21 protein-coding genes are annotated in these 26,458 nt (G+C 45.5%); 20 read left to right on the top strand and 1 reads right to left on the bottom strand.

Going from position 1 to position 26,458, the window contains the following annotated elements; translation table 11 throughout:
- Positions 1–3: 3 nt before the first annotated feature.
- The 12 genes from glgP (at position 4) to panD (ending at position 13,188) form a co-directional block, all read left to right on the top strand.
- A complete protein-coding gene (gene glgP, locus GT589_RS08225; protein ID WP_293398190.1) occupies positions 4–1,647 on the top strand; it encodes an alpha-glucan family phosphorylase in 1,644 nt (547 codons plus the stop codon).
- 119 nt (positions 1,648–1,766) lie between these two features.
- Positions 1,767–2,762: a phosphate acetyltransferase gene (gene pta / locus GT589_RS08220; RefSeq protein WP_293398189.1), complete on the top strand. Its 996-nt coding sequence runs from the start codon at positions 1,767–1,769 to the stop codon at positions 2,760–2,762.
- 207 nt (positions 2,763–2,969) lie between these two features.
- The gene (locus tag GT589_RS08215; protein WP_293398188.1) at positions 2,970–3,122 is read left to right on the top strand and encodes a hypothetical protein; all 153 of its coding nucleotides are present in this window, start codon (positions 2,970–2,972) and stop codon (positions 3,120–3,122) included.
- Between the two features lie 18 nt (positions 3,123–3,140).
- Positions 3,141–4,190, top strand: coding sequence for a carbamoyl phosphate synthase small subunit (locus tag GT589_RS08210; protein ID WP_293398187.1), 1,050 nt, complete (start codon positions 3,141–3,143; stop codon positions 4,188–4,190).
- 13 nt (positions 4,191–4,203) lie between these two features.
- Positions 4,204–7,410, top strand: a complete 3,207-nt coding sequence (gene carB, locus GT589_RS08205) for a carbamoyl-phosphate synthase large subunit (protein WP_293398186.1) — start codon at positions 4,204–4,206, stop codon at positions 7,408–7,410.
- A gap of 204 nt (positions 7,411–7,614) precedes the next feature.
- On the top strand, positions 7,615–8,178 hold the full coding sequence (locus tag GT589_RS08200; protein ID WP_293398185.1) for a biotin transporter BioY: 564 nt from the start codon (positions 7,615–7,617) through the stop codon (positions 8,176–8,178).
- A gap of 35 nt (positions 8,179–8,213) precedes the next feature.
- Positions 8,214–9,200 carry a biotin synthase BioB gene (gene bioB / locus GT589_RS08195; protein WP_293398184.1) on the top strand — a complete coding sequence of 329 codons (987 nt, stop codon included), beginning with the start codon at positions 8,214–8,216 and terminating at the stop codon, positions 9,198–9,200.
- An 86-nt stretch (positions 9,201–9,286) separates the two neighbouring features.
- Complete coding sequence (yyaC, locus tag GT589_RS08190) at positions 9,287–9,847, top strand: spore protease YyaC (protein WP_293398183.1); 561 nt, start codon at positions 9,287–9,289, stop codon at positions 9,845–9,847.
- A 369-nt stretch (positions 9,848–10,216) separates the two neighbouring features.
- Positions 10,217–11,098: a Rossmann-like and DUF2520 domain-containing protein gene (locus GT589_RS08185; RefSeq protein WP_293398182.1), complete on the top strand. Its 882-nt coding sequence runs from the start codon at positions 10,217–10,219 to the stop codon at positions 11,096–11,098.
- Entirely contained in the window at positions 11,091–11,927 is an 837-nt protein-coding gene (panB, locus tag GT589_RS08180; RefSeq protein ID WP_293398181.1) for a 3-methyl-2-oxobutanoate hydroxymethyltransferase, read from the top strand. The genes GT589_RS08185 and panB overlap by 8 nt, the downstream gene beginning before the upstream one ends.
- 24 nt (positions 11,928–11,951) lie before the next feature.
- Positions 11,952–12,800, top strand: a complete 849-nt coding sequence (gene panC, locus GT589_RS08175; RefSeq protein ID WP_293398180.1) for a pantoate--beta-alanine ligase — start codon at positions 11,952–11,954, stop codon at positions 12,798–12,800.
- 4 nt (positions 12,801–12,804) lie between these two features.
- Positions 12,805–13,188, top strand: a complete 384-nt coding sequence (gene panD / locus GT589_RS08170; RefSeq protein WP_293398179.1) for an aspartate 1-decarboxylase — start codon at positions 12,805–12,807, stop codon at positions 13,186–13,188.
- 86 nt (positions 13,189–13,274) lie between these two features.
- On the opposite strand, the gene glpK is transcribed toward panD, so the two are convergent.
- Positions 13,275–14,774 carry a glycerol kinase GlpK gene (glpK, locus tag GT589_RS08165; protein ID WP_293398178.1) on the bottom strand — a complete coding sequence of 500 codons (1,500 nt, stop codon included), beginning with the start codon at positions 14,772–14,774 and terminating at the stop codon, positions 13,275–13,277.
- A gap of 150 nt (positions 14,775–14,924) precedes the next feature.
- Between glpK and GT589_RS08160 the strand changes: the two genes are divergently transcribed.
- The 8 genes from GT589_RS08160 to GT589_RS08125 all read left to right on the top strand — a co-directional run bounded on the left by GT589_RS08160 (position 14,925) and on the right by GT589_RS08125 (position 26,453).
- On the top strand, positions 14,925–15,794 hold the full coding sequence (locus GT589_RS08160) for an aminotransferase class IV (RefSeq protein ID WP_293398177.1): 870 nt from the start codon (positions 14,925–14,927) through the stop codon (positions 15,792–15,794).
- Between the two features lie 48 nt (positions 15,795–15,842).
- Complete coding sequence (locus tag GT589_RS08155) at positions 15,843–17,459, top strand: putative manganese-dependent inorganic diphosphatase (protein ID WP_293398176.1); 1,617 nt, start codon at positions 15,843–15,845, stop codon at positions 17,457–17,459.
- A 262-nt stretch (positions 17,460–17,721) separates the two neighbouring features.
- Positions 17,722–19,215, top strand: coding sequence for a 4Fe-4S dicluster domain-containing protein (locus GT589_RS08150; RefSeq protein WP_293398175.1), 1,494 nt, complete (start codon positions 17,722–17,724; stop codon positions 19,213–19,215).
- A 154-nt stretch (positions 19,216–19,369) separates the two neighbouring features.
- Positions 19,370–19,759 (top strand): hypothetical protein, encoded by a 390-nt coding sequence (locus GT589_RS08145; protein ID WP_293398174.1) that lies wholly within the window; start codon positions 19,370–19,372, stop codon positions 19,757–19,759.
- Between the two features lie 31 nt (positions 19,760–19,790).
- Positions 19,791–20,768 carry a GGDEF domain-containing protein gene (locus tag GT589_RS08140; protein ID WP_293398173.1) on the top strand — a complete coding sequence of 326 codons (978 nt, stop codon included), beginning with the start codon at positions 19,791–19,793 and terminating at the stop codon, positions 20,766–20,768.
- Positions 20,769–20,932: 164 nt separating this feature from the next.
- Complete coding sequence (locus tag GT589_RS08135; protein ID WP_293398172.1) at positions 20,933–21,253, top strand: nucleoside triphosphate pyrophosphohydrolase; 321 nt, start codon at positions 20,933–20,935, stop codon at positions 21,251–21,253.
- 405 nt (positions 21,254–21,658) lie between these two features.
- Complete coding sequence (locus tag GT589_RS08130) at positions 21,659–24,118, top strand: hypothetical protein (RefSeq protein ID WP_293398171.1); 2,460 nt, start codon at positions 21,659–21,661, stop codon at positions 24,116–24,118.
- Positions 24,119–24,128: 10 nt separating this feature from the next.
- Entirely contained in the window at positions 24,129–26,453 is a 2,325-nt protein-coding gene (locus GT589_RS08125) for a phosphoadenosine phosphosulfate reductase domain-containing protein (protein WP_293398170.1), read from the top strand.
- The last annotated feature ends 5 nt before the right edge of the window (positions 26,454–26,458 follow it).

The following is a 26,458-nucleotide window of genomic DNA, read 5'->3' as shown; positions in this document are numbered from 1 at the left end:
GACATGAAGAAGCAACCATGCAAGCAGACGCCTCGCGTAGCCTATTTCTGCATGGAGTACGCCTTGCAAAGCTCCATGAAGACATTCGCAGGAGGGCTCGGGATACTTGCGGGCGACTATATGAAGGCGGCAAAGGATTCATCCTGCAGCGTAATAGGAATAGGGATATTGTGGAAACAGGGCTATGGAGGCCAGGCCGTAGACAAGACCGGAAGGGTGCATGACAAATACTGCAACTACGAATACGACTTTCTCCAGGATACGGGAGTCAAGGTGAGCGTAAAGGTCAAGGACAAAGACGTGGCATGCAAGGTCTGGAAGCTTGACTGCTTCGGCAACAGTCCTGTATACTTGCTCGATACCGACATACCCGAGAATGAAAACGGAGCTGTCAAGCTAAGGTGGATAACCTCAAGGCTGTACGGAGGAGTTGAGGAGGAACGTCTGGCACAGGAGATAGTGCTGGGTATAGGCGGTGTAAAGGCGCTTCGAAAACTGGGCATAGAAATAGACGTATACCACTTCAACGAGGGCCATGCGGCATTTGCAGGCTTTGAGCTCATAAGGGAGAAACTGACAGGCGGCATGAGCTTTGAAGCGGCATTGGAGCGAACAAGAGAGCAGATTGTGTTCACAACCCATACCCCGGTCAAGGAAGGCAACGAAAAGCACCCAATAAACTCAATCATGTACATGGGGGCCAATATTGGTCTGAGCGAGCAGCAGCTTGAGCTTATAGGGGGCAGCCCGTTCAACATGACAGTTGCGGGCCTGAGGCTGTGCAAGACGGCGAACGCCGTTTCCAGGCTGCATGCTATCACCGCGAACAGCATGTGGAAGGATATCCAGGACAGGCCTTATATTATCCCCATCACAAACGGAATACACAAGCCCACATGGGTGGACATGAGGCTGCACAAGCACATTGATGACGGTGAGACGCTTTGGAGGCTGCACCAGGATAACAAGAAAAGACTCCTGGGTTTTGTTCACAAGAGAACCGGCCAGAAGCTGCTTGAGGAAAACATAACTATCGGCTTTGCAAGAAGGGCGGTAGACTACAAAAGACCTGACCTTTTCCTCAGGAGAATAGAGGATTTCGAAGCAATGGTCAAAAAATGGAACGTTCAGATAATATTTTCGGGAAAGGCCCATCCGCTAGACGACGGCGGCAAGAGGATGCTGGAAAATCTGATAGCCTTCACAAAAAAATACCCTCATAATGTCGCATTCATAAAAAACTACGACATGGAGATAGCCCAGAGGCTCGTGCAGGGCTGCGACATATGGCTCAACACCCCAAGACGCCCCAACGAGGCCAGCGGAACCTCTGGAATGAAGGCCGCGATGAACGGAGTGCTCAACCTCAGCGTGCTCGACGGCTGGTGGCCTGAGTGCTGCATAGACGGAATCAACGGCTGGCAGTTCGGAGACGGCTTCGAATCCAAAGACCCGGCCGTGGCCGACGAATGGGACAGGAAAAAGCTCATGGAGGTCTTCGACAAGCACGTGGCCCCTACTTACTACGAGGACAGGCAAAGATGGGTAGAGATGATGAGGAGCAGCATAAGCACTACCTGGGACGCTTTCGATATAAAAAGGATGATAAACGAATATTACGAGAAGATGTACTCTCCGGCCGAATAATACAGATGAAAAATTATCAAAAAAATAACGAACTGATATTGTATAGTCATTTCAATTGCCTTATAATAAAAGGAGTGAATATTTGAAAAATTTTTAACATCTGAAGAGGGGGATTTTTCGTGAATTTTCTAGAAAAAATCAAGGAAACTGCAAGAAGCCAGAAGAAAACAATAGTACTTCCAGAAGCTCTTGAGATAAGAACTCTTGAGGCAACTGCCACAATACTCAAGGAAGAGATAGCAAATGTCATACTTGTGGGCAACAAGGATGAGATAATGAAGCTTGCAAACGGCTTTGAAATCGACAAGGCTACTTTCATAGACCCTGCCAATTCTGAGTATACTGAAGATTTCGTGCAGACTTTCTATGAGATGAGAAAAGCCAAGGGAATGACTGAGGAGAAGGCTGCAGCTGCAATGCTTGATCCTGTATTCTTCGGCTGCATGCTTGTAAAGAAAGGTCTTGCAGACGGAATGGTTGCAGGAGCTATACACTCGACTGCAGACATACTAAGACCAGCGCTTCAGATAATAAAGACGGCTCCTGGAACAAAGATAGTATCTACATTCTTTGTTATGCAGGTTCCTAACTGCGAATTCGGCGACAACGGAACTTTCGTATTTGCAGACTGCGCACTTAACATAGACCCGACAGCGGAAGAAATGGCCCACATAGCCATAAGCTCTGCAAATTCATACAAGGCACTAGTGGGAGGAGACCCTACTGTTGCAATGCTTTCATTCTCGACAATGGGAAGCGCATCTCACGAGAAGGTGGACAAGGTTGTAGAGGCTACTAAGATAGCAAGAGAGCTGGCTCCAGACCTTAAGCTTGACGGAGAGCTTCAGCTTGATGCTGCAATAGTTGAGAAGGTTGGAAAGCAAAAATCTCCAAACAGCGAAGTTGCAGGAAAAGCCAACGTGCTTATATTCCCTGACATAAATGCTGGAAACATAGGCTACAAGCTTGTGCAAAGACTTGCAAAGGCTGAGGCATACGGACCTGCTACTCAGGGACTTGCCAAGCCTGTCAATGACCTTTCAAGAGGCTGCTCAGCCGCTGACATAGTTGGAACAGTAGCTATAACAGCTGTTCAAGCTCAAATGCAGGGTTAGTAAATCAGTCCCGGGAGTACGGCATGCGTTTACAGCATTCCATATACCCGGGGCTTTTTGTGTACAAAAATAATGCGAAATATGCTGTTGACAAAAGTGCCTGTATAAACTAAAATTAACTACAATGCAAATACAAGAACATATTCCATAAGTCTGTTATTTAGCTTTAAATTGGTCCAGAGAGGCCAGAAAGGGAGATGACAAGTTATGAAGTGCATAACTGCGCGTTTTTTTGATGTGAAAAAATCAATAGATGGCAAAATCGGTATGGCGTGCATGCCTTTTTTTGTGATTAATAATGATATAAAAAGGACAGAAAAGAGAAGCTACAATTCTCTTGGCTGTCCTTTTTCTGCGTAGAGAGGGAGGCCATAATATATGAAAGCAAAACTTATACTGGAAAACGGCGTTGTATTTGAGGGCAGCGCATTCGGACACATACACGAGAGTGTGGGCGAGGTCGTGTTCAACACGGGTATGACAGGATACGAGGAGGTGCTGACAGACCCTTCATATTACGGCCAGATAGTAACTATGACATACCCGCTTGTGGGCAACTACGGCATAAACCTCGAGGACATGGAGTCGTCTTCGGCAAAGGTAAAAGCGTTCATAGTCAGGGAAAAGTGCGACAACCCCAACAACTTCAGATACGAAATGAAGCTCGACGGCTACCTGAGGCAAAATGGAATAATGGGCCTTGAGGGCATAGACACAAGGGCGCTTACAAAGATACTGCGAAACCACGGTACAATGAAGGGCATAATAACGCTCAAGGACCTCACTCAGAGCGAGGTAAAGGAAAGACTTGATGCCTTCTGCAACAGGGAGGCAGTAAGGACGGTTTCGGTCAAGGAGCCTTACGTGATAGAAGGCGTCAATAAACACATCGCCGTGCTTGACTGCGGCATAAAGGCCAACATACTAAGGTCCTTCCAGAAAAGGGGCTGTAAGCTGACTGTTTTCCCTGCGTTTTCAAGTGCGCAGGAGATACTCTCCGTAAATCCTGACGCACTCTTCCTTTCAAACGGACCCGGAGATCCTGCGGACCTTCCGGAGATTGTGGATATGATAAAGACTGTGGCAGAAAGCAAGCCTGTAATAGGCATATGCCTTGGCCACCAGCTGCTGGCATGGGCCTTCGGCGGCAGCACAGCAAAGCTAAAGTTCGGACACAGAGGCTGCAACCACCCTGTAAAGGATCTAGAGACGGGAAGGGTGTATATCACATCACAAAACCACGGCTACTACGTGGACACTCTTCCTCAGGACATGGAGGTCACGCACATAAGCATGAACGACGGTACTGTGGAGGGCATGAAGCACAAGACTCTTCCGGTGTTCAGCGTGCAGTACCACCCGGAGGCATGCCCTGGACCAAGGGACATGCAGGATGTTATATTCAACAGATTCGTAGAAATGATTTAAGGGGGGGAAGACGATGCCAAAGGACAACAGCATAAAGAAGGTTTTAGTAATAGGGTCGGGACCAATAGTAATAGGCCAGGCGGCAGAATTCGACTATTCGGGCACTCAGGCCTGCCAGGCGCTCAAAGAGGAAGGCATAGAGGTTGTGCTTGTCAACAGCAACCCGGCCACAATAATGACAGACAGAGAAATCGCCGACAAGGTGTATATAGAGCCAATAAATATAGAATTCATAGAGAAGGTAATAGCCAAGGAAAAACCAGACAGCCTGCTTGCAGGAATGGGCGGACAGACAGGCCTCAACATGGCGGTGGAGCTCCACGATGCGGGCATACTCGAAAAGTACGGAGTTCGTGTCATAGGAACCTCAGTTGAAGCCATAAAGGAAGGCGAAGACAGGGAAGGCTTCAAGAAGCTCATGGAGAGGATCAGCCAGCCTGTAATAGAAAGTGAGATAGTCACAAGCATAGAGGAAGGCCACGCCTTCGCATCCAAGATAGGCTATCCGGTCGTAGTAAGGCCGGCGTACACCCTTGGAGGCACAGGCGGCGGAATAGCTGAGGACGAGCAGGAGCTTGCCGAAATACTCGCCCAGGGGCTTTCGCTAAGCCGCGTAGGCCAGGTCTTGCTTGAAAAATGCATTAAAGGCTGGAAAGAGATAGAGTATGAGGTAATGAGAGACGCCATGGGCAACTGCATAACAGTGTGCAACATGGAAAACATAGACCCTGTGGGAGTCCACACGGGAGACAGCATTGTAGTGGCGCCGACGCAGACGCTCTCCGACAAGGAGCACCAGATGCTAAGAAGCGCAGCCATAGACATAATTAACGCCATAAAGGTGGAAGGCGGCTGCAACGTGCAGTTCGCGCTTCATCCGGAGAGCTTCGAGTACGCCGTAATAGAGATAAACCCTAGGGTTTCGCGCTCCTCGGCGCTTGCATCAAAGGCTACAGGCTACCCAATAGCCAAGGTTGCGGCCAAGATAGCCCTTGGCTACGGCCTGGACGAGATCAAAAATGCAGTCACTCAAAAGACATACGCTTGCTTTGAGCCTTCGCTCGACTACGTGGTAGTAAAGATACCAAAGTGGCCTTTTGACAAATTCAAGGGAGCCAAGAAGCTTCTGGGCACTAAGATGATGGCAACTGGAGAAGTCATGGCGATAGGCAACAATTTCGAGTCGGCCTTCCTGAAAGGCGTAAGATCCCTGGAGATAGGACAGTTTGGGCTCGAGCTTGAGGCCTCAAAGGGCAGAACCCTCAAGGAGCTAAAGGAAAGAGTGGTAGTTCCGGATGACGAGAGGATATTCGACATAGCCGAGATGATAAGAAGAGACTACAGGCTCGAGAAGGTGTGCGAGATAACGGGCATGGACGAGTTCTTCATAAACAAGATTAAATGGATAGTCGAGCAGGAAGAGAAGCTAAAGGGTGCCAGCTTAGATGCAATGGGCAAGGACTGGCTGCTTCTTCTCAAGAAAAAAGGCTTCTCAGACAAGGCCATAGCGAAATTCATGGGCGTATCGCCTAACCACATATACGAGATGAGAAAGATGTGGAACATAATGCCCGTATACAAGATGGTTGACACCTGCGCCGGAGAGTTTGAGGCGCTCTCGCCTTACTACTACTCGACATACGACGAGTACGACGAGGTCGAGGTGAGCGACAAGAAGAAGGTAATGGTAATAGGCTCGGGACCGATAAGGATAGGACAGGGCATAGAGTTCGACTACTGCAGCGTGCATTGCGTCATGGCACTCAAGAAGCTGGGCATAGAGACCATAATAGTAAACAACAATCCCGAGACAGTCAGCACGGACTTCGACATATCGGACAAGCTCTACTTCGAGCCGCTTACAGAAGAGGACGTGCTGAGCATAATAGAAAAGGAGAAACCGGACGGAGTCATACTCCAGTTCGGCGGACAGACGGCCATAAAGCTCGCCAAGTTCCTGGATGAGAAGAATGTTCCTATACTCGGCACCAAGCCGCAGATGATAGACGCCGCAGAGGACAGGGAAAAGTTCGACGAGCTGCTTGAAAAGCTTTCCATAAAGAGGCCTAAGGGCAAGGGCGTATGGAGCGTCGACGAGGGTCTGCAGGAGGCGATGAAAATAGGATATCCAGTGCTTGTAAGGCCTTCCTACGTGCTTGGCGGACAGGGCATGGAGATAACCTACGAAGAGACGGAGCTTATGCACTACCTCAGGAATGCCTTTGAAGCTGACTGCAAGAATCCGGTGCTCATAGACAGGTACCTTACAGGCAGGGAGATAGAAGTCGATGCGATATGCGACGGCGAGGAAGTGCTGATACCCGGCATAATGGAGCACCTTGAAAGGGCAGGTGTCCACTCGGGGGACAGCATAACAATATACCCAAGCCAGAACGTTTCTGAAAGAATAAAGGACGCCGTTCTCGACTACACAAGAAAGATAGCCAAAGAGCTCCAGGTCACAGGCATGATAAACATACAGTTCATCGAATTTGAATCCGAGCTCTACATCATAGAGGTCAATCCTCGTTCGAGCCGTACAGTGCCTTATATAAGCAAGGTTACCGGAGTGCCTATAGTCGAGCTTGCAACAAGGATAATGCTGGGCGAGAAGCTTTCAGGTCTCGGATATGGCACAGGCATATACAAGGAATCGGAGCTCATAGCAGTCAAGGTGCCTGTATTCTCGACAGAGAAGCTGCCTCAGGTGGAGGTGAGCCTTGGACCTGAGATGAGATCGACAGGAGAGGTGCTTGGAGTGGGCAGAACGCTCCAGGAGGCGCTCTACAAGGGCTTCATAGCGGCTGGAATGAATGTAGAGAGCAAGACAAAGAACATACTTGCTACAATAAAGCCTCACGACAAGCAGGAATTCGTGCCTATAGCCAAGGGCTTCGAGGAGATTGGGTACAATTTCATGGCCACAGAAGGCACCGCCAAGATGCTGTCTGAGAACAGCATACAAGTGATGCAGGTCAAGAAAATAAGCGAAGGCGTACCTAACATACTCGATATGATAAGAAGCGGAATGATAGATTTTGTGATAAACACGCCTACAAAGGGCAACGACTCCAAAAGAGACGGCTTCAGGATAAGAAGGGCGGCCATAGAGTCCTCAGTGGAGGTGCTCACATCGCTCGATACGGTAAAGGCGCTGCTTGAAATCAAAAAAAGAGACATGAGCGCAGACAGCGTGGAAATATACAACCTGGGCAAATAGGCCGCAAGGAGCAGCAAAGCTACCATATAATTAACTGAAAATGCTTTTGTAAATCAGGGCCGGCTGAAGCGACAATCAGCCGGCTTTTTGCAGGCTGTAAATATCTATTGTAAACTTGAAATGTAAATGGTGTTGACAATGGGCGCGCCTGAATGTAAACTATAATAAAAATATTGGTTTACAAATTGGGAGGAGAAAAGAAACATGAAAATTCAAACAAGAGACATGATACTTATTTCAATGTTCGCAGCACTCACTGCAATAGGCGCATTCATAAAGATACCAACGCCGATAGTTCCTTTCACGATGCAGTTCATATTTTGCGCATACGCGGGAATGTTCCTGGGTTCAAGGCACGGCCTCTATTCGCAGCTGCTCTACGTGGGCATAGGTCTTGCGGGCATACCTATATTTGCAAACGGCGGAGGACTTACATACATCTTCCAGCCTACTTTTGGATACCTGCTCGGTTTCATGGGCTGCTCGTATATAGTTGGAAAGTTTACTGAAAATCAAAAGAAGATCAGTTTCAAGAGCGTGCTTCCTGCAGTCATAGCAGGACTTGCATTCGTTTATCTGGTAGGCGTGAGCTATCTCTACATGATTGTAAACCTTTACATGGGCAAGGCCATGAGCGTACAGGCCGCGATAGCAGCGGGATTCCTGCCTTACATCACCACTGATTTGCTGCAGAGCGTATTGATTGCAGCCACTGCCGTATATGTGGTTCCGGCGCTTAGGCGCGCAGGCTATGCCAGAGCCAGCTAGAAAAGCCAGCAAAAGATGGAGCGTAGGAGGACTATATGAGGCAATTCATAAGGGAAATAGAAAACAAATCAATTGCAGGAGAAAAAATCACAAGAGACGAGGCAATAAGACTTTTTGAAATTGCAGACTCCTCGCAGGAGCTGTTCCAGGAGCTGCTCGAAGCGGCAAGAAAGGTCAAGGAAAGCAGCTTCAAAAACAGCGTCGAATTTTGCAGCATAATAAACGCCAAATCAGGCAGATGCTCCGAGGACTGCAAGTACTGCTCGCAGTCAGCGCATTACGCGACCGGCTCTGACGAATACGGCCTTTTGAGCTATGACGAGATACTGGAAAATGCCAGGGAGGCCGAGAGCAAGGGCGTAAGGAAATTCTCGCTTGTCACAAGCGGCAGGGGCATAGAAAGCGATGATGAGCTAGAGGCGCTCTGCTCAATATACAGCAGGCTGTCGGAGGACACAAGCCTCATGCTTTGCGCTTCCCACGGAATAATAGACCTTAGCCAGGCAAGAGAGCTCAGGCAGGCCGGTGTCAGCACATACCACCACAACATAGAAACCTCAAGAAGCAACTACGAGAGCATATGCACAACCCACACGTACGACGACCGGCTGGATACGATAAGAGCGGCGCAGAAAGCCGGGCTTGACGTTTGTTGCGGTGGCATAATAGGGCTTGGAGAGAGCCGGCCTGACCGCATCGACATGGCAATGGAGGCGTCAGGCCTTGGAATAAAATCGGTGCCAGTAAACATACTAATGCCTGTAAAGGGGACGCCGCTCGAGAATTCGCCTTGTCTGACAAAGGAAGAGATTCTAAAGACAATGGCGGTAATGAAGCTAATCCTGCCTATGGCACACATAAGATTCGCCGGCGGCAGGATGCTGCTTGGAGACATGCAGGGCGAGGGCTTCAGATGCTGCGCAAGCGCAGCGATAGTGGGCGACTACCTGACCTCGGTAGGCAGCAACATACAAGAGGACAAAAGGCTGCTTTCGGGGCTTGGGCTGTCACCTTCGATATAACGCAGCAATATGAAAACTGAGTGGTTTTAACACCATCGCCGTTTGGGTATATAATTAAGACTTTTATACGCAGAGGGGGGAGAACGGTGTTCGGAGAAAAGACCCAGATGGTTTTCAGATTCGCAAAGAGCATAAAAGGGGCTATCGACGGGAAAAAGCGGATAGTCTTTGCGTGCATAGGCAGCGACAGAAGCACAGGAGACAGTCTGGGACCGCTTGTGGGACACATGCTCTCTTCAAGGCTAAGAAGATATGACGAGTTCGAGATTGTAGGCACGCTCAAGGAGCCGCTGCACGCTCTGAATCTTGACAAGTTCCACCAGCACTATACAGCATCAGACTGCTTCGTGGTGGCAATAGACGCGAGCCTTGGAAGGACGGATGAAGTCGGGAGAATAGTGCTAAGAAGCGGAGGCCTGCGGCCCGGAGCGGGAGTGGGCAAGGACATAGCATCAGTGGGCAATATATCGATATACGGCGTAGTCAACGTGGGTTCGGCGCTTGGCATGGAGAACATGGTGCTCCAGTGCACCCGGCTTGGGCTTGTATACGAGATGGCCGAGGAAATAACGAACATAATTGCAACGGGCATATACATATCAAAAAGCAACAACCAGGCCTACCTTGACATGATTGAAACGGAATAGCACTAAGCAGCTCTTCGGCACAGCTCAGATAGAAGCAGACAGAATGATATGTGATTTTGGCGGAAAATTCCGAATATTAGACTCGGAAAAATAATATTTGTAGCATCTTTAAGAGTATGTTAAAATATTGCTGAGACGGCATCCGCAGGAGTCGAACTCGATTTGAAATCACACTAAAATTCAATTTCTGCTTTGATCCTTCTGGACGGAGACTGAAGAGAGAACAAGTTTTACAGCCGCTGGGGCACATGTTATGCAACAGGCTGTTTAAGGCGTGTTTATTTGGAATGACAAGCTCTTTTTATCTTCGATTCAAATCGAAAATAAAAAGAGCTTTTTTTATGGATAAAAGCCAAGGGAGATGAAGTTGTGGGTCTGAGAATAGGATTTGTCGGCGCAGGCAAGACGGCCACGGCACTGGGAATATACCTTGTAAGCTGCGGCTTTGAAATCACAGGCTACAGCAGCAAAAGTGCAGCCTCGGCACAGAAGGCCGCGAGAATAACGGCCTCGAAAGCGTGCGATGCGAGGCAGGTTGCTGAGGGTTCGGACTTGATTTTCATAGCCACGCCGGACGGAAGCATAAGAAGCGTGTGTGAGCAGATGGCCGCGGCAGGACTTTTTACGGAAAGTCACACGGTGGTGCACCTTAGCGGTGCGCTCTCATCGCAGGAGCTGCAAAGCGCCAGGGAGGCGGGAAGCTCAATCGCTTCGCTCCATCCGCTGCAGTCGTTTGCAGATCCGCAGGAGGCCGCCGAGAAGCTCCACAGGACAGTATTCACGCTTGAAGGCGAGGGCGAAGGACTGACAGTAATAGAGGGGCTGCTTGAAAGCACAGGCAACAGCTGTTTCAAGATAAGCAAGGAGAGCAAGCCTCTCTATCATGCTGCGGCATGCTTTGCATCCAACTACGCAGTCTCGCTCTTTTCATGCGTACTCGAGATAATGGAGCACATTGGCATCGACAAAGCACGGGCCTTCGAGGCGATGAGGCCGCTCGCCGACGGCACACTCGACAACATATCACTCCTTGGCATTGAAAAATCGCTCACAGGCCCCATTGCCAGAGGTGACGCCGACACAGTAAGGCGGCACATGGCGGCTCTTGAAGAGTCGGCGCTTGAAAATGTGCAAAGGCTCTACTGCGAATTGGGCCTTAGGGCAGCACAGATAGCGGGCAAAACCATCCAAAGTCCAGAAAGGCTGGTTGAAATCGAAAAAATTCTAAAGGAGCGCGGCAGACATGAATAAAGACAAATTTACAGTTAGTTCTTTTATGGAATCAAAGAGAGAAGGCAGAAAGATTTCAATGCTGACAGCGTACGATTACACAACGGCCAAGCTGCTCGACACGGCCGGAGTTGACAGCCTGCTAATAGGAGACTCTCTTGGAATGGTGGTGCTCGGCTACGAGAACACGCTCCAGGTCACTTTGGAGGACATGATACACCACTGCAAGGCTGTATCAAGAGGAGCCAAAAGAGCCCTCATAATAGGAGACATGCCATTCCTTTCATACCACGTGAGCGTAGAGGAGAGCGTAAGGAACGCGGGCAGGCTCGTGCAGGAAGGCGGTGTGCATGCAGTAAAGCTAGAGGGTGGCAGGGAAGTACTTAAGCAGATAAGGGCAATACTGGACGCCAAGATACCTGTAGTCGGACACCTTGGCCTGACGCCGCAGTCGGTTAACATGATGGGCGGCTTCAAGGTGCAGGGCAAGAGCGAAGAGCAGGCCAGGGCAATAATAGAGGATGCGCTTATGCTGCAGGAGGGGGGAGTTTTTGCCATAGTGCTTGAATGCGTGCCTGCAAAGCTGGCAAAGCTAATAAGCGAAAAACTCAGCATACCAACAATAGGAATAGGGGCCGGCAATGATTGCGATGGCCAGGTGCTCGTAATGCACGACATGGCAGGCATGTACAGCGACATGGTGCCTAAATTCGCCAAAAGATACGCACTGGTGGGTGAGCAGATAGAAAAGGCCGCAAAGATGTATATTCAAGAGGTGCAGGAGAAGTCATTCCCCGAGGAAAAGCACACCTTCAAAATAGATGATGAAACACTCAGCAAGCTATACTAGGAAAAATAAACTGGAGGAATTTTTATGCAGCTAGTGCGCAAGATTGAAGAGATCAAGGCCATAACAAGAGGAGCATCCAGGGAAGACAAGAGCGTAGGCTTTGTGCCTACAATGGGATACCTGCACGAAGGCCACATATCGCTTATGAAAAAGGCCAGGAAAGAGAATGACTTTCTGGCGGTGAGCATATTCGTGAACCCGACGCAGTTTGGGCCTACAGAGGATCTTGACTCGTATCCGAGGGACCTTGAAAGGGACCTTAAGCTCTGCGAGGAGGCCGGAGTCGACGTGGTGTTTGCACCCGAATCGAGCGAGATGTATCCGCAGGACTATTCCACATATGTCACAGTTGAAGGCGGCGTGACTGCAGGCCTTTGCGGCAAGTCAAGGCCTATACACTTTAGGGGCGTTGCGACAGTGGTGACAAAGCTCTTCAATATAGTAAGGCCAGAGCGCGCATACTTTGGACAAAAGGACGCCCAGCAAGTGGCGGTAATAAAGAAGATGGTAAGGGACATGAACCAGGATGTGCAGGTGATAGCTTGTCCTATAGTAAGGGAAGCCGACGGACTGGCCCTGAGCTCGAGAAACACCTACCTTAGCCCGAGCGAGAGGCAGGATGCGCTGACGCTGTCATCATCTTTGTTTGGAGCAGTGGGCCTGATATCGGCGGGAGAGAAGAGCGCAGACGCGGTAAGACGCTATATTGAATCAAGATTTAGCGGAATAGAAAGCGCAAGCATAGACTATATAGAAATAGTAGACCCGGATACAATGGAGCCGCTAAGCTTCATAAGCGACAGGGCGCTCATCGCAATAGCCGTAAAGATAGGCAAGACAAGACTAATAGACAATATAGTCGCGGAGGTATAGAAGTATGTTTCTAAACATGTTCAAAGGCAAGATACACAGGGCCACAGTTACAGAGGCCAACCTCAACTATGTGGGCAGCATAACTATAGACAGGACACTTATGGACGCGGCGGGAATACTTCCCGGCGAGAGAGTCCAGATAGTTAACAACAACAACGGCGCCAGACTCGAGACATACGTCATAGAAGGCGAGAGGGACAGCGGCGTAATCTGTCTGAATGGAGCGGCCGCAAGGCATGTGCATCCCGGGGACAGCGTTATTATAATAGCCTACTGCTGGCTCGACAGCGAAGAGGTGAAGACATTCAAACCTAAGGTTGTATTCGTGGACAACCACAATAGGGTGGTCGAAACGACAGACCACGAGGATCATGGCGATATCAAATAGCAATCGCTAACACAGTAGAACCTTTAAGGGCCCGCATTTGCGGGCCCTTGCCTATTTCATCGATTACGCACTGGAATAGGAGTGCGTTATGCCTCTTCCCACTTCATGGCCCGCTCCACGGCCCTTTTCCAGCCGGAGTAGAGCAGCTCGCGCTTTTGCGGATCCATATGCGGCGAGAACTCGCGGTCAAGGCTCCACCTGCTTTCAATGTCGGAAACGCCGTCCCAGAAGCCGCTGGCTAGCCCCGATAGATATGCGGCCCCAAGTGCGGTAGTCTCGGAAACCCTGGGCCTTTTAACGCAAACGCCCAGCATGTCCGACTGGAACTGCATGAGCAGGTTGTTGGAGACAGCGCCGCCGTCGACGCGAAGCTCCCTAAGGCTTATGCCTGAATCCCGCTGCATGGCGTCCAGAACGTCCCTGGTCTGGTATGCGATTGATTCCAGGGCAGCCCGTATTATGTGGTTTCTGTTGCTCCCGCGTGTTAGGCCGGTTATAGTGCCCCGCGCGTACATGTCCCAGTAAGGCGCACCAAGACCCGTGAAGGCCGGCACAAGATAGACGCCGCCCGTGTCCTCCACCTTGCCGGCGAAATACTCGCTGTCCCCCGCGTCGTTTATGAGTCCGAGCTCGTCGCGCAGCCACTGAATCGAGGCCCCGCCCATGAAAATGCTCCCCTCGAGTGCGTATTCGACCTTGCCACCGAGGCCCCAGGCTATAGTAGTCAGTAGGCCGCTCTTTGAAACTATCGGCCTCTCGCCCGTATTCATCAGCATGAAGCAGCCGGTGCCGTATGTGTTTTTTGCCATCCCGGGCTTTGCGCACATCTGGCCGAAAAGCGCCGACTGCTGGTCTCCCGCTATGCCGCTTATTGGGATAGACTGCCCGTGGAAAGGTCCGCTGTCCGCATAGCCGTATACATGGCTGGAGGGGAGAACCTGCGGCAGCATGCATCTTGGTATGCCCAGCTCCTTTAGCATCACATCGTCCCAGTCCAGCGTGTTTATGTTGAAAAGCATAGTCCTTGAAGCGTTTGAATAGTCGGTGGCATGCACCTTGCCGCGGGTGAGGTTCCAGAGCAGCCAGGTGTCTATTGTGCCAAAGAGCAGCTCGCCCTGCTGTGCCCTCTCCCTTGCGCCCTCCACGTGACTTAGTATCCATGACAGCTTCGTCCCCGAAAAATACGCATCCAGCACAAGTCCGGTGCTTTCACGCACGTAGTCCTCGAGCCCGCTGAGCCTTAGCTCCTCGCATATGGCGGCGCTCCTTCTGCACTGCCAGACTATGGCGTTGCATATGGGCCTGCCGGTGGCCTTCTCCCACACAACAGTAGTCTCACGCTGATTAGTGATTCCAATAGAAGCAATTTCAGCCGCGCTTATACCGCAGCTTTCAATGACCTCGCTGGCAACGCCGCTTTGAGAGCCCCATATTTGCATTGGGTCATGCTCCACCCAGCCGGGTTTGGGGTATATTTGGGGAAACTCCTTTTGCGCAATGCCAACGACACTTGCCGAATTGTCGAAGAGAATGGCCCTCGAGCTAGTGGTGCCCTGGTCGAGTGAGAGTATATATTTTTTTTCCATGAAAGCCTCCTTTAAAAATAAAAGTTGTTATGTTGGGGCCCTTAAGTTGGTATATATCCTATAAAGCAATTATAATATTATTAATACACAAATGAACAAACAAAAGTCAATCTACATAAAAAAAATGATATATCCGGGGAGGAGAACAAAATGAAAAACGAAGCCATCAGAAACTACATCTACCTGAATGGAAAGTTCATGTCAACAAAGGAGATCAATCCGCTCGAGTACATGTGGGGCGACACTGTATACGAGGTAGTGAGAATAAGGGACGGCGTCGCAGTATATATTGAGGATCATGTCGAGAGGATGAGAAATTCGGCAAAGCTTCTGGGACACACCTTCAGCCTTGACATAGAGCTTGTGGAGGATGTCATAAATCAGCTGATAGAGAGGAACAGCGAAAACAACATGAACATAAAGCTCGTAGCTACAAACTTCGTGGCAGGCGGGTGCGATTTTGCGGCATACTTCATAAACAGCTTCTATCCGCCTATAGAGATGTACCAGAACGGAGTTCATACAATGCTCTACAAAACGATGCGGGAAAATCCCCATGCAAAGACGATGGTCAGGGAGCAGAGGCAGGCCATAAACAGGGAGAGGGAGAAAGTCGGAGCATACGAGGCACTGCTTGTTGACGAGCATGGAAACATAACCGAGGGAAGCAGGTCGAACCTGTTTTTCATAAAGGACGGAAAGCTTTATACACCGCCGTCAGAAAACGTGCTTCTGGGAATCACCAGAAAAAATCTGCTTGAAATATGCAGGGAACATTCCATAGAAGTAATCGAAAAGGAAATAGCCGCAGCCGAGATAAAGGATTTTGACGGAGCCTTCATAACAGGCACTTCGATAAGCGTGCTGCCGATAGCCACAATAGACGACATCAAGCTGGGATCCGCAAGCGACATGACCATAATTAAGCTCATAAACTTCATGAAGTCCAAGGCAACCGACTATATAGAACGCAAAAAGCTCGAAGTTGAAAAAGACAATAGACTTCTACAGGAAATGTAATATAATAAAGAGTGCATATTGCAATAATGACAAGGTAGGGAATAAATTATGAGCATACTTATATTCGGACACAAAAATCCGGACACGGACTCTGTGGCGTCAGCCATAGCACTCTCGAGACTAAAAAACATTCTCGGAATGGACACCAGAGCCTGCATACTCGACGAGGTGTCAAGGGAGACGGAATACGTACTCGACTTCTGGGGCGTCCAAATGCCCGAAAAGATAAAAAACGTGAAGATACAAATAGAGGACCTTGAAATCGAAAGGACCCAGGGCGTGCTTTCCAATAGCTCCATTAGGCAGGCATACAAGACGATGGAGGCCAAAAGCATAAAGATTCTTCCCGTGCTCGACGGCGGGAGGAGACTGCTGGGCATACTCACAATGAAGGACATCGCCATGTCGCTAATAAAGGGAGAGCACTACACCCTCGACACGAGCATGTCCAACCTGCTTGAAGACCTGCATGCCGAGCTCCTCACCGGGGACAAGCAGGCCACGGTGAGCGGAGAAGTCCTCATAGGCGCATTCTACTACGAGACTCTCAAAAATGTAGGGCTGCTGAATGAAAACAGCATAGTAATAGTGGGAGACCGCTACGACATAATAGACCTGGCCATAGAAAAAAAGGTGAGGCTCATAATAATAACAGGCGGCAACAAGGTGCCTAAAGCATACGTGGATGCTGCCGCGGCCGCCGGCATTGCAATGATAAGCTCGCCCGAGGACACTTTCGCGACGGCAAAGATAATCAGCCAGTGCAACTTCGTGTCCTCAATAATGAAATCGGACGACATAATAAAGTTCAGGGAGTCAGAATACATGGAGGAGCTGGCCGATGAGCTGAGGACCAACAGGCATTCCAACTATCCGGTGGTCTGGGCCGGCAACATATACAAGGGCTTTGTCAACAGAAGGCACATACTCAGCCCCGGCCGCAAGAAGGTCATACTCGTTGATCACAACGAGTACGCCCAGAGCGCCAAGGGGCTCGAGGAGGCTGAAATACTCGAGATTGTCGACCACCACAAGATAGGCGACATATCAACCACAATGCCCATATCCTTCAGGAATATCCCGGTGGGCAGCACCTGCACAATAGTCTACGGCATGTACGGCGAAGCAGGCGTTGAACTTGACAATCAGACTGGCGGACTTCTCATATCGGGGATACTCTCCGACACTCTGCTGCTGCAGTCGCCTACGACTACAGAAAGCGACAGGAAGGCAGTAGCGAAGCTGAGTGAAATGCTGGGCATAGACGCGCACTCCTACGCCATGGACATGTTCAGGGAGGGCACATCGCTTTCCGGACAGACTACGCACGAGATATTCTACAACGACTTCAAGGAGTTCACGCTCGACGGCTTCAAGGTTGGAATATCGCAGGTGTTCACGCTCGACACAGACGAGGTTTTCAAAAGAAAGGAAGAGTTCATAGACTTCGTCGAGAAGGTGCAGCACGAGAGCGGCTACGACATCACGCTCCTTGTGATAACTGACATTCTCAAGAACGGCTCATACCTTATATACAAGGAGGAGCACCCGATAATGAAAGCAGTGCTTGGCGATTTCGAGCAGGGAGGCTTCAGAGAAGGCGTAGTCTCAAGGAAGAAACAGGTCATACCGACTGTCATGAAGGCCATAAGCATGATGAAATAGGCATATGTTAAAAAAATAATATTGAAGCAATCGGAAATGTCCGGCAAAATCAAATGCCGGGCATTTTTTTATCCTTTCAAAGTACATAAAAGTACAAAAAAACCAGGCTAAATGTTAAATTAATAACCCTTGAAAACCTTGCAAAAACTATTGTCAAAAGCTTCGGCGAGGTATATTATAATAATATATACAGTATACAAAAAGCGTAACAAAAATACATTTGACCTGTCGGATTGATAATATACATGATGAGGTGAGCGGATTGTTCAAGTTTGGAACGGTTACAAAGAGGGAAAAAAGCGAAATACTCCAGGAGATAATAAAGCTCTACAGAGAAAAGAGACTCAGCAAGGACGAGATAGAAAAACTCTCGAGTGATTATGTAGACAAGCAGGAAGAGCACTACAGATGCTGCATATACAAGGAGAAGGCTATAGCGGAGCAGAAGATAAAGCTTGGCCTTGGCTGCTCGGCCGCCGAGGACGAGTTCGAGCTCAAGAACATAATGGGCTACAAGCAGATAGTCCACATCGTGAGCGCGGCGTGCGACAGCTGCCCTATAAACAGATTCACAGTAACAGAGGCCTGCAGGGGCTGCATAGAGCACAAGTGCATGGACGTTTGCCCGGCCAACGCGATGGTAAGGGTCAACGGAAGAGCCTACATCAACCAGAGCCTGTGCAGGGAATGCGGCCTCTGCAAGACGGCATGCCCGTACAACGCCATATCAGAGGTGCTAAGACCTTGCAAGGCGTCATGCCCTACAGCGGCGCTCAGCATAGAGAGTAAGCAGAGGAAGGCCATAATCAACGAGGAAGAGTGCATCAACTGCGGCCAGTGCGTAACGGCCTGCCCCTTCGGAGCAATATCGGACAAGAGCTGCATAATAGCCATACTAGAAAAACTCGAGGAAAAAAGCGGCAAGAACATATACGCAGTAGTGGCTCCGGCAATCGGAAGCCAGGTCGAAGAGGGAGTCACAATGGGCAAGCTGAAAAGCGCCCTAAGGCAGGTGGGATTCCATGACGTACTTGAGGCCTCATACGGCGCAGACATGGTGACAGCCGTGGAAAGCAGGGAGTTTGCTGAGAGAATCGGGAGGGGCGACAAGTTCATGACCACATCCTGCTGCCCTGCGTTCGTCAACTACATCGAGAAGGAATTTCCTGAGCTCAAGGCCAACATATCTTCGACAGTGTCCCCTATGATGGCCACAGCTAAGCTGATAAAGAAAATGGACGAGAACGCAACAGTAGTATTCATAGGACCGTGCATAGCAAAGAAGAACGAAATCAAGAAGGACAGCCTAAGAGGCATAACAGACTACGTCATGACCTTCGAGGAGCTTTCCGCGCTTCTGAACGCTTACGGCATAGATCCGGCAGACTGCGAGGACGAGCAGGTAAGCGAGGGCTCGGTATTCGGCAGAAACTTCGCGGCAGGCGGCGGCGTAAGCGGAGCTATAGCCCAATACGTGGAGGAAGCCGGACTTGAAGTGCAGTTCAAGCCTATAAAGGTTGCCGGAATAAATGAGGTCAAGAAGGCGCTCACAATGGCAAAGGTAGGAAAGCTAGAGGGCAACTTCATAGAAGGCATGATGTGCGAGGGAGGCTGCATAGGAGGCCCTGCCAACATATGCGCCCTCAACAAGGCAAGAGTTAACCTCAAAAAATTCAACCAGAACTCTAAAATACAGAGCATAAGCGAAAACAGCGAATCAGGCGTGCTTGAAGGTGTGCACATGCACGTTGAATAATACTAAGCAAAGTCAAAAAGTCATTCGGAAATGGATTTTCCGGGTGGCTTTTTGACTGTACGAAAAAGAAAATATGGCATATACTAGAGTAATGCGGAAGCTGAATGGAATTAATCAGGCGGCCATTAGAAATTACATTAATCGGAGGGAAAATATGATAACAGCATACATGGCGGGAATATCGAGCGGCTACGAGGGCGAGGACATAGAGGTTATATACAGCATATACAAAGACGAAGAATTTGTATGTAAGGATTCAGTTTTTATAGACTACAAAAAGCCGGCAGTAGTAGGAGGCTTCGCACTGATGGCACTGCTCAAGGAACTTAAGGAATATAATGGAGAAGAAATAACGGTTATAGTCAATGACCCAGCGCTTAATGAGATTGTAAGAGGAACGTCAACCACAAGAAACAAGGACGTGCTGAAAATGGCAAGCATGCTCAAGAAGAAGCTTGGCGAGTTCAGTCCGGAGATAGAGGTCAAGGACATAAGCCAGGACAAGGCGGGCCTTGCAAAGTGGGATGAGGAGCTGCAACTATAGCAATTAAACGAACTGTCTTGGAGGTGGCACCATGGACTATTCAAAGCTGACAAAAGAGGAGCTTGTAAATAGAATAACCGAGCTTGAAATGCTAAACAGGGAGCTTCTGAGAGAAAAAGAAGCCGAGACAAGACTCGATTTTGCATGGACAGGGAATCTGGGACACTGGTACTGGAACATACAGACCAACTCGGTCGTGTTCAATCCGCTGAAGGTGACCACTCTTGGCTATACAAAGGAGGAACTTCCGCAGAAAGTCACATACCAATTTTTCACGGACAAGCTTCATCCTGACGACTATCAGAATGCCATGGATGCAATGCTGCTCCATATGAAAGGCAAAAAGAGTGTATATGAAGTGGAATACCGAATCCAGGCCAAGGACGGCAGCTGGAAGTGGTTCTATGACCGCGGCAAGGTAACTCAAAGGGACAGTGCAGGTAAGCCCCTGTTCGCGTCGGGCATAGTGTTCGACATCACCCAGAAGAAAGAGCAAGAGATAAGCCTGAAAAAGAAGAACGAAAAGCTAAGGAAAAGCGCCGAGACAGATGCCCTCACTGGTATAAAGAATAGAAGAGCCATAATGGGCGAGCTTGAAAACAGGGTGCTCGAAGCTTCTATAAACAAATCTCCGCTTTCCATAGCAATATTCGACATAGACAAATTCAAGGCGATTAACGACACTAAAGGCCATGTTTTTGGTGATAAAGTCATCAACGAGGTTGCCGGTATCATAGCCAATACAATAAGGGGACTTGATTCAGCCGGAAGGTACGGAGGAGAGGAATTCCTGGTTGTGCTACCGAACACGGACAAAACAAACGCGGCAGCCGTTGCCGAAAGGATAAGGAAAAACATTGAAAGCCATGACTTCGGCGAAGGTTTCAAGGTGACAATAAGCGGCGGAGTAAAGCAGTTCCAGGGAGAAGAAAAGACAGAGCTAATAGCTGAAGCTGACAAGAATCTCTACGAAGCCAAGAACGGCGGAAGAAACAAGATAGTTGTATAGGCGGCATCATGGGAATCCATCCGGAAATATTCTGGGTGGATTTTTTGTTGTCTCTTTCTTGGCGATGGGTAACATAAATATATGCGGTTTACAATATTGATAATATCTGGATTTGGCAGTATTATTTATATATATACATATTGGATTTGACTGGGAGGCTAGGGATGAAAAAGACAGTCCACAACAAGCTTGTAAGAGACAGGATTCCTGAAATAATAGAAAAGAGCGGAAAACGAGCAGTGACGGAGATACTTTCCGATGAAGAATACATGGAGCTCCTTAACAAGAAGCTCATGGAGGAAGTCCAAGAGTATCTAGAAAGCGGAACTGTAGAGGAGCTTGCGGACATAGGCGAAGTCATGCACGCAATAATGGACCTTAAGGGCATAGCCCTAGAGGAGTTCCAGAGGGTGCGCATGGAAAAGCTGGAGCAGCGAGGTGGATTCAAGGAGAGGATACTTCTTAAGGAAGTAATAGAGGATTAGAGGTGAAATTTTATAGGAATAAACATTATAAAACTGTGGAATGAGTAAAAAATCAAAAATAAACACATAAAGACGCATCCACTAAAATCGCTAAAATGTATTATAGCGGTTTTTTTGTAGTGATGTTACTAGGATGAATTATTCGTAAATTGAAAACCAACTTCCGTATTTTTGAACCCATTGCAATTGCAGGACTAAATTCCGTTTAGATATACAAACGGAACTTACTTTTTCATTTAAGGAGAATTTATTGTCATATAAGCCTATTATGATACAATATTGGTATAAATAACAGCACAATACAATAATGGTCCGAATAACCATAAACAAATATATTCAACGCACCAGAAAATACTAAATTGTGGTTATAGATTGAAATTACAATGAGAATAAGGGGTTGCATAAATGATTAATTTATTAGAGAACAAACCTATTTTTATAAAAGAAGTAGATTGGTCAACTCTAAATTATGGAATAAGCATACCTGTAATTCATCATGATGAAATATTGGATTTTTTTTCTGTCAAATTACAAAAAGGTCGAACGCATAGAATAAAAATCACAATAGAGGACTCTATATATGATGCTTTACTGATAAATCAAAATGCTCAAGGCAAGAGAAATATATTGCAGATTAGATATAGTCCCGGAAGTAATATGGTTAGAAAACTCAGAGAATTATTTCACTATAGCTTTGGATTACTAAAAGAACAAAAGGATAATGGCTTTGACTTGAAAAGTGATGAAGATGTATATTGCTTGAATAAAGAATACATCAACATATATAAAACCAGACGAGAGGGGACCCTTTTATTTGAATGTACAAAATATTGTAAACAAAGCAATAAAAATACTTATTGCAATGAAATACAGAGCGAGTGTGCGGACAAAAAAGAATTCAACCTCAATGAATTACATATAGGACAAACTGAATTAGGAAATGAGATGCAGCATTGTTATATTTCAAATAAAGAGGCATTCATTTCATGGATGAAAGACCAAGGATATTGTGAGTCAATTATTGAATCTAATATTAAAAACATAAATGAAATTGTGTTATATGCACGTAAAACTAACAAGTTTAATACAAATATATTTGATCTACACACACATGGTGAGTTTAATAAAGCATATGGGATAATATTTTCTGACAGGGCTTTTAAAAACAAATATAAAGACAAATATAGAGATTATTCAATTGCAATGAATAAATACCTCAGGTACTTAAAGAATGGCAAGCAAAATAAAATTGTAGAGGGATATTCGTTTGAAGAAGAAGTGGATTATTCGACAACAGATGAAAATACATATAATGGAATGTGTTCGGAAGAAAGTAAAGAGGAACAAGAGAAAGATAGAAGATTTGATTTTGAAATAGCATCCAATGAGAATGCGGATTTTAACGATTCAAAGAATGAACCAAATCAAGAAAATAATATGATTATAACAATTTTAGATAACTATTTCAAAAATGGCATCAAATTGGAAAGTTATATCAATATTAAAAAATTCATGATGGAGCTTACAAAGGTTTACCCTGACTATAAATTGCCTGACGATATTGAAGTTTTAAAGGATAAAATAAGAAGCGTTGCAATTCAATGTTTAGACGATTTATACATGACACAAAATACAATAGTTAATGACAAAGAATTAATTAATGAAATCACGAGGACTATTACTGACACCTTCGAAGCAGGACGAAAATTAATTTGTATTGATAATGTATTTGAAATATTCAAGGAAAGATTGTTAGATAGCAATATTTACAACGGTGAAATATTGGAAAATGTAATAAAATACTACCTAAAAGACGGTTATATTTATAGAAATGGAACCATAATGTCTGAAACTGGAGCAGATTTGAATTTAGATAATGAAGTGTTAGAAGTGTTATATGGCTGCAATGAACCAACAGAAAAAAATAAAATTTTTGAGATGTTGAATCATATTTCAAAAGAAACAATTGAGCAAATTCTAGACTCAGATAATAGATCAATATACGTCCAGAAAAATATTTATTGGCATATCGACAGATTCGAAGTAACAGAAGAGGATAAACTGTTACTTGATGATATTATCCGATATGAAATCAAAGACGGCTTTATATCAATAAAAAAGCTATTATGCATACTTAATGATAAGGCGGATGATTTCATACAGAAGAATAATATCATTAACCATGTGTGTTTGCATGATATTCTAAAATATTATTTCGAAGGTGTTTTTGGTTTTAAATACACTTTCATAGGCAAAAAAGAAGAGGATATGTCAGGACCTTTAGCGGTTCAAAATTTTTTAAAAGAAAAAGATGCTTTTTTATTGTCTGAGCTTAGCGAATTTGTTGAAGAGAATGATTTGCCTAAACAATATGCGATTTTAGTTGATGAAAGCAAGAAAACATTCCTAAGGATTAATGAACAGGAATTCATAAAAAAAGATAACTTTAATATTAAAACGGAGGATTTGAAAAATATAGAAGAAGTAATCAATAAATATATCACTAACGGGTTTTGTGTGGTAAGCAAAATTGATAGTTTTTCAATATTGCCTTCTTTGGAATATAGGTGGAATAGTTTTTTATTAGAGAGTATTATAGAAAACTATTTTAGCTGCTACAAATTAATCAAATTTTCCCGCAGTGTTACAAAACCTATTAGCGTAATTGTAGATATAACGGCTGGATTTAACTCACCAGAAGACGTACTTACTGAAGCATTGGCGGAATATGACAAATGTTGTCCATTAAAAAATCAAGAAGAGGCACTTCAATACCTATTTGATAATGGATATATTGCTCAGAAAAGATATAAAGGCATTGAAGTACTTTATTTAGCTGCAAAGCAAAAGAATTCCAAAAGATAGGTTGTGAGATATGTATACATATGAATGGGATGTTTCAACTGGAGGATACTTGCTGACAAAGACTGCATCAAAATTTAGTAAGGAACCAAGGCCGGTCTACTATAAAGAATTAGATATCCTGGGATTTGATAAATGTTGGAACTATGAAAAGCAAGACGATATTCCTTACATGTGGGCGGAATCTAGTCAATATATATATAGAGGACGTATTGTTGCCAAGACTATTGGAGGTAGCTTGTATAATCCACCAAAACTTGAAGTATATGAAGAAGGATTGACGCTGCGCCCAATTGACTTAAAAGCAATGGTTGATAAAAATTCTGAAATTATGAATTCACTTGTAAACGATACAATTAAAAAAGTTTACATTACTTTTTTAGAATATAGAACAAAAGTAGATGCTTTTTATGTGGCTTTTAGTGGTGGTAAAGATTCCATTGTGTTGCTAGATATTGTTCAAAGAGCCTTGCCGCATGATGAGTTTTTTGTTGTTTTTGGTGATACAGATATGGAATGTGAAGATACATATAAAGTCAGAGAAGAAATTGAGCGTTTTAAAGGATATCAAGACATAAGTTTTCATACTGCAAAATCACATTTAAAAGCCACCGATACATGGGATATATTTGGTCCACCTTCTCAAACACTTAGATGGTGTTGTAGCGTACATAAAACTTCGCCACAGATTATTTTGTTGAGAAAATTATTAAATAAATCGAATTTCAAAGGAATGGCATTCACTGGTATAAGGAAAGATGAGAGTATTTCACGTTCAAAATACGAAACGATTAGTGAAAGTGAAAAACACGATGGGCAATATAGCTTTAATGCCATTGATACTTGGAATACGGCAGAATTATTTTTGTATATTTACCAAAATGATTTAATTTTTAATCCTTCATATAAAGAAGGTAATAGTCGTGTTGGTTGTGTAGTTTGCCCGATGTCAACATTGAAAAATGAGTATATCAGAAATGCATCATCAAGTACTGAAACAAAACCATTTATCAGGAAAATAATAACAAATTCAAGTAAATCTCTAGAAACAGATAAAGATAAAGAAGAATTTCTTGCATGTGGAGGATGGAAAGCGAGACGTAATGGTCTTGAGTTAGGCAATGTCATTTTAAATTACGACGAAAAAATCGAAGGAAACAATATAGTCATAAAAATACCGAATCCAAAAACAAATTGGAAAGAGTGGATAAAAACAATAGGAAGTATCATTAGTATTGATGAAACTAAATATTGCATAAAATACGGAGATAAGCAATATGATTTTATACTGACAGACAATGAATTTGGTATTATAGCGGTGATAGATTCAATCTTGGCCAGAGAAAATCCTCAATTTGTCAAGGGATTCAAGCAAGTATTTAGGAAGACAGCTTATTGTATAAGATGTAGAGTATGTGAATCAAATTGTGTACAAGGGTATTTAAACATGGTTGATGAAGTTAAGGTGGATGACAAATGTTTGAAATGCCAAAAATGCCATAAAGTTGATATGGGTTGTTTGATATATAAATCCATAATGATGCCAAAAGGGGGAAGTGGTATGGGAGAAAAGAAGAGTTTAAACAGTTATTCAACTCATGGGGTACAAAAGGAATGGATTAAAAGTTATTTTGAGCATAAAGATAATTTCAAAAACAATCATTTACTTGGCGGACCGATGTTTAATTTTTTTAAAAGGTTTTTAAGAGACGCTGAATTAATGGAAAATGAAAATTTTTCATCAACAGCAATTATAGTCGACGATATTGGAATTGAAACCGATGTAGCCTGGGGAATCATACTAACTAATTTAAGTTATGCACCCCAAGTGGGATGGTACATAAAGAATATTGAGTTTGATCAACTGTACACGCGCGAATCAATTATACTAATGCTTGAAGATGAAGGTGTAAATAAAAGAGGATCGAATCAAATTCTATCGGCATATAGAAGGATTCTAATGGAAACTCCTTTGGGAGAAAATATAGGGTTAGGTAAGGTGGAACTAAAAGGCAAAAATAAAACAGTAACATCTATTATTCGTACATCTTGGAAAAATCCAGATCCTAAAGTAATTCTATATGGTTTATATAAATTTGCTGAAGCTTGTGGCGATTATTATCAATTTACACTAAGTAGACTACTTAATCATGACATAGATAGCAACGGGGTAAGTCCTACCTTAATTTTTGGAATAGAAAGGGATGTCATGACAAAGCTTCTATCGGGTTTATCAGTAAACCATCCTGATTTTATTACTGTCGGCTTTACTCATGACCTTGACAATATCACATTGAATAGAGATAAGACTTCTGCAGATGTTTTAGAATTGTTTTAAGGGGG

It is taken from the genome of Peptoclostridium sp., assembly GCF_009881055.1.
Lineage (GTDB): Bacteria > Bacillota > Clostridia > Peptostreptococcales > Peptostreptococcaceae > Peptoclostridium_A.
Note: the sequence above shows the minus strand (reverse complement) of the source record. Positions and strands in the feature narration are given on the sequence as shown.

Excerpts from the sequence above, each read along its gene's own strand:
- GT589_RS08130 (WP_293398171.1), top strand. The coding sequence starts at position 21,659 with ATGATTAATTTATTAGAGAACAAACCTATTTTTATAAAAGAAGTAGAT.
- GT589_RS08160 (WP_293398177.1), top strand. The coding sequence starts at position 14,925 with ATGAAAAACGAAGCCATCAGAAACTACATCTACCTGAATGGAAAGTTC.
- GT589_RS08145 (WP_293398174.1), top strand. The coding sequence starts at position 19,370 with ATGATAACAGCATACATGGCGGGAATATCGAGCGGCTACGAGGGCGAG.
- GT589_RS08135 (WP_293398172.1), top strand. The coding sequence starts at position 20,933 with ATGAAAAAGACAGTCCACAACAAGCTTGTAAGAGACAGGATTCCTGAA.
- panD (WP_293398179.1), top strand. The coding sequence starts at position 12,805 with ATGTTTCTAAACATGTTCAAAGGCAAGATACACAGGGCCACAGTTACA.
- glpK (WP_293398178.1), bottom strand. The coding sequence starts at position 14,774 with ATGGAAAAAAAATATATACTCTCACTCGACCAGGGCACCACTAGCTCG.
- panB (WP_293398181.1), top strand. The coding sequence starts at position 11,091 with ATGAATAAAGACAAATTTACAGTTAGTTCTTTTATGGAATCAAAGAGA.
- carB (WP_293398186.1), top strand. The coding sequence starts at position 4,204 with ATGCCAAAGGACAACAGCATAAAGAAGGTTTTAGTAATAGGGTCGGGA.
- bioB (WP_293398184.1), top strand. The coding sequence starts at position 8,214 with ATGAGGCAATTCATAAGGGAAATAGAAAACAAATCAATTGCAGGAGAA.
- GT589_RS08200 (WP_293398185.1), top strand. The coding sequence starts at position 7,615 with ATGAAAATTCAAACAAGAGACATGATACTTATTTCAATGTTCGCAGCA.
- GT589_RS08125 (WP_293398170.1), top strand. The coding sequence starts at position 24,129 with ATGTATACATATGAATGGGATGTTTCAACTGGAGGATACTTGCTGACA.
- panC (WP_293398180.1), top strand. The coding sequence starts at position 11,952 with ATGCAGCTAGTGCGCAAGATTGAAGAGATCAAGGCCATAACAAGAGGA.
- GT589_RS08210 (WP_293398187.1), top strand. The coding sequence starts at position 3,141 with ATGAAAGCAAAACTTATACTGGAAAACGGCGTTGTATTTGAGGGCAGC.
- GT589_RS08140 (WP_293398173.1), top strand. The coding sequence starts at position 19,791 with ATGGACTATTCAAAGCTGACAAAAGAGGAGCTTGTAAATAGAATAACC.
- GT589_RS08215 (WP_293398188.1), top strand. The coding sequence starts at position 2,970 with ATGAAGTGCATAACTGCGCGTTTTTTTGATGTGAAAAAATCAATAGAT.
- GT589_RS08155 (WP_293398176.1), top strand. The coding sequence starts at position 15,843 with ATGAGCATACTTATATTCGGACACAAAAATCCGGACACGGACTCTGTG.
- glgP (WP_293398190.1), top strand. The coding sequence starts at position 4 with ATGAAGAAGCAACCATGCAAGCAGACGCCTCGCGTAGCCTATTTCTGC.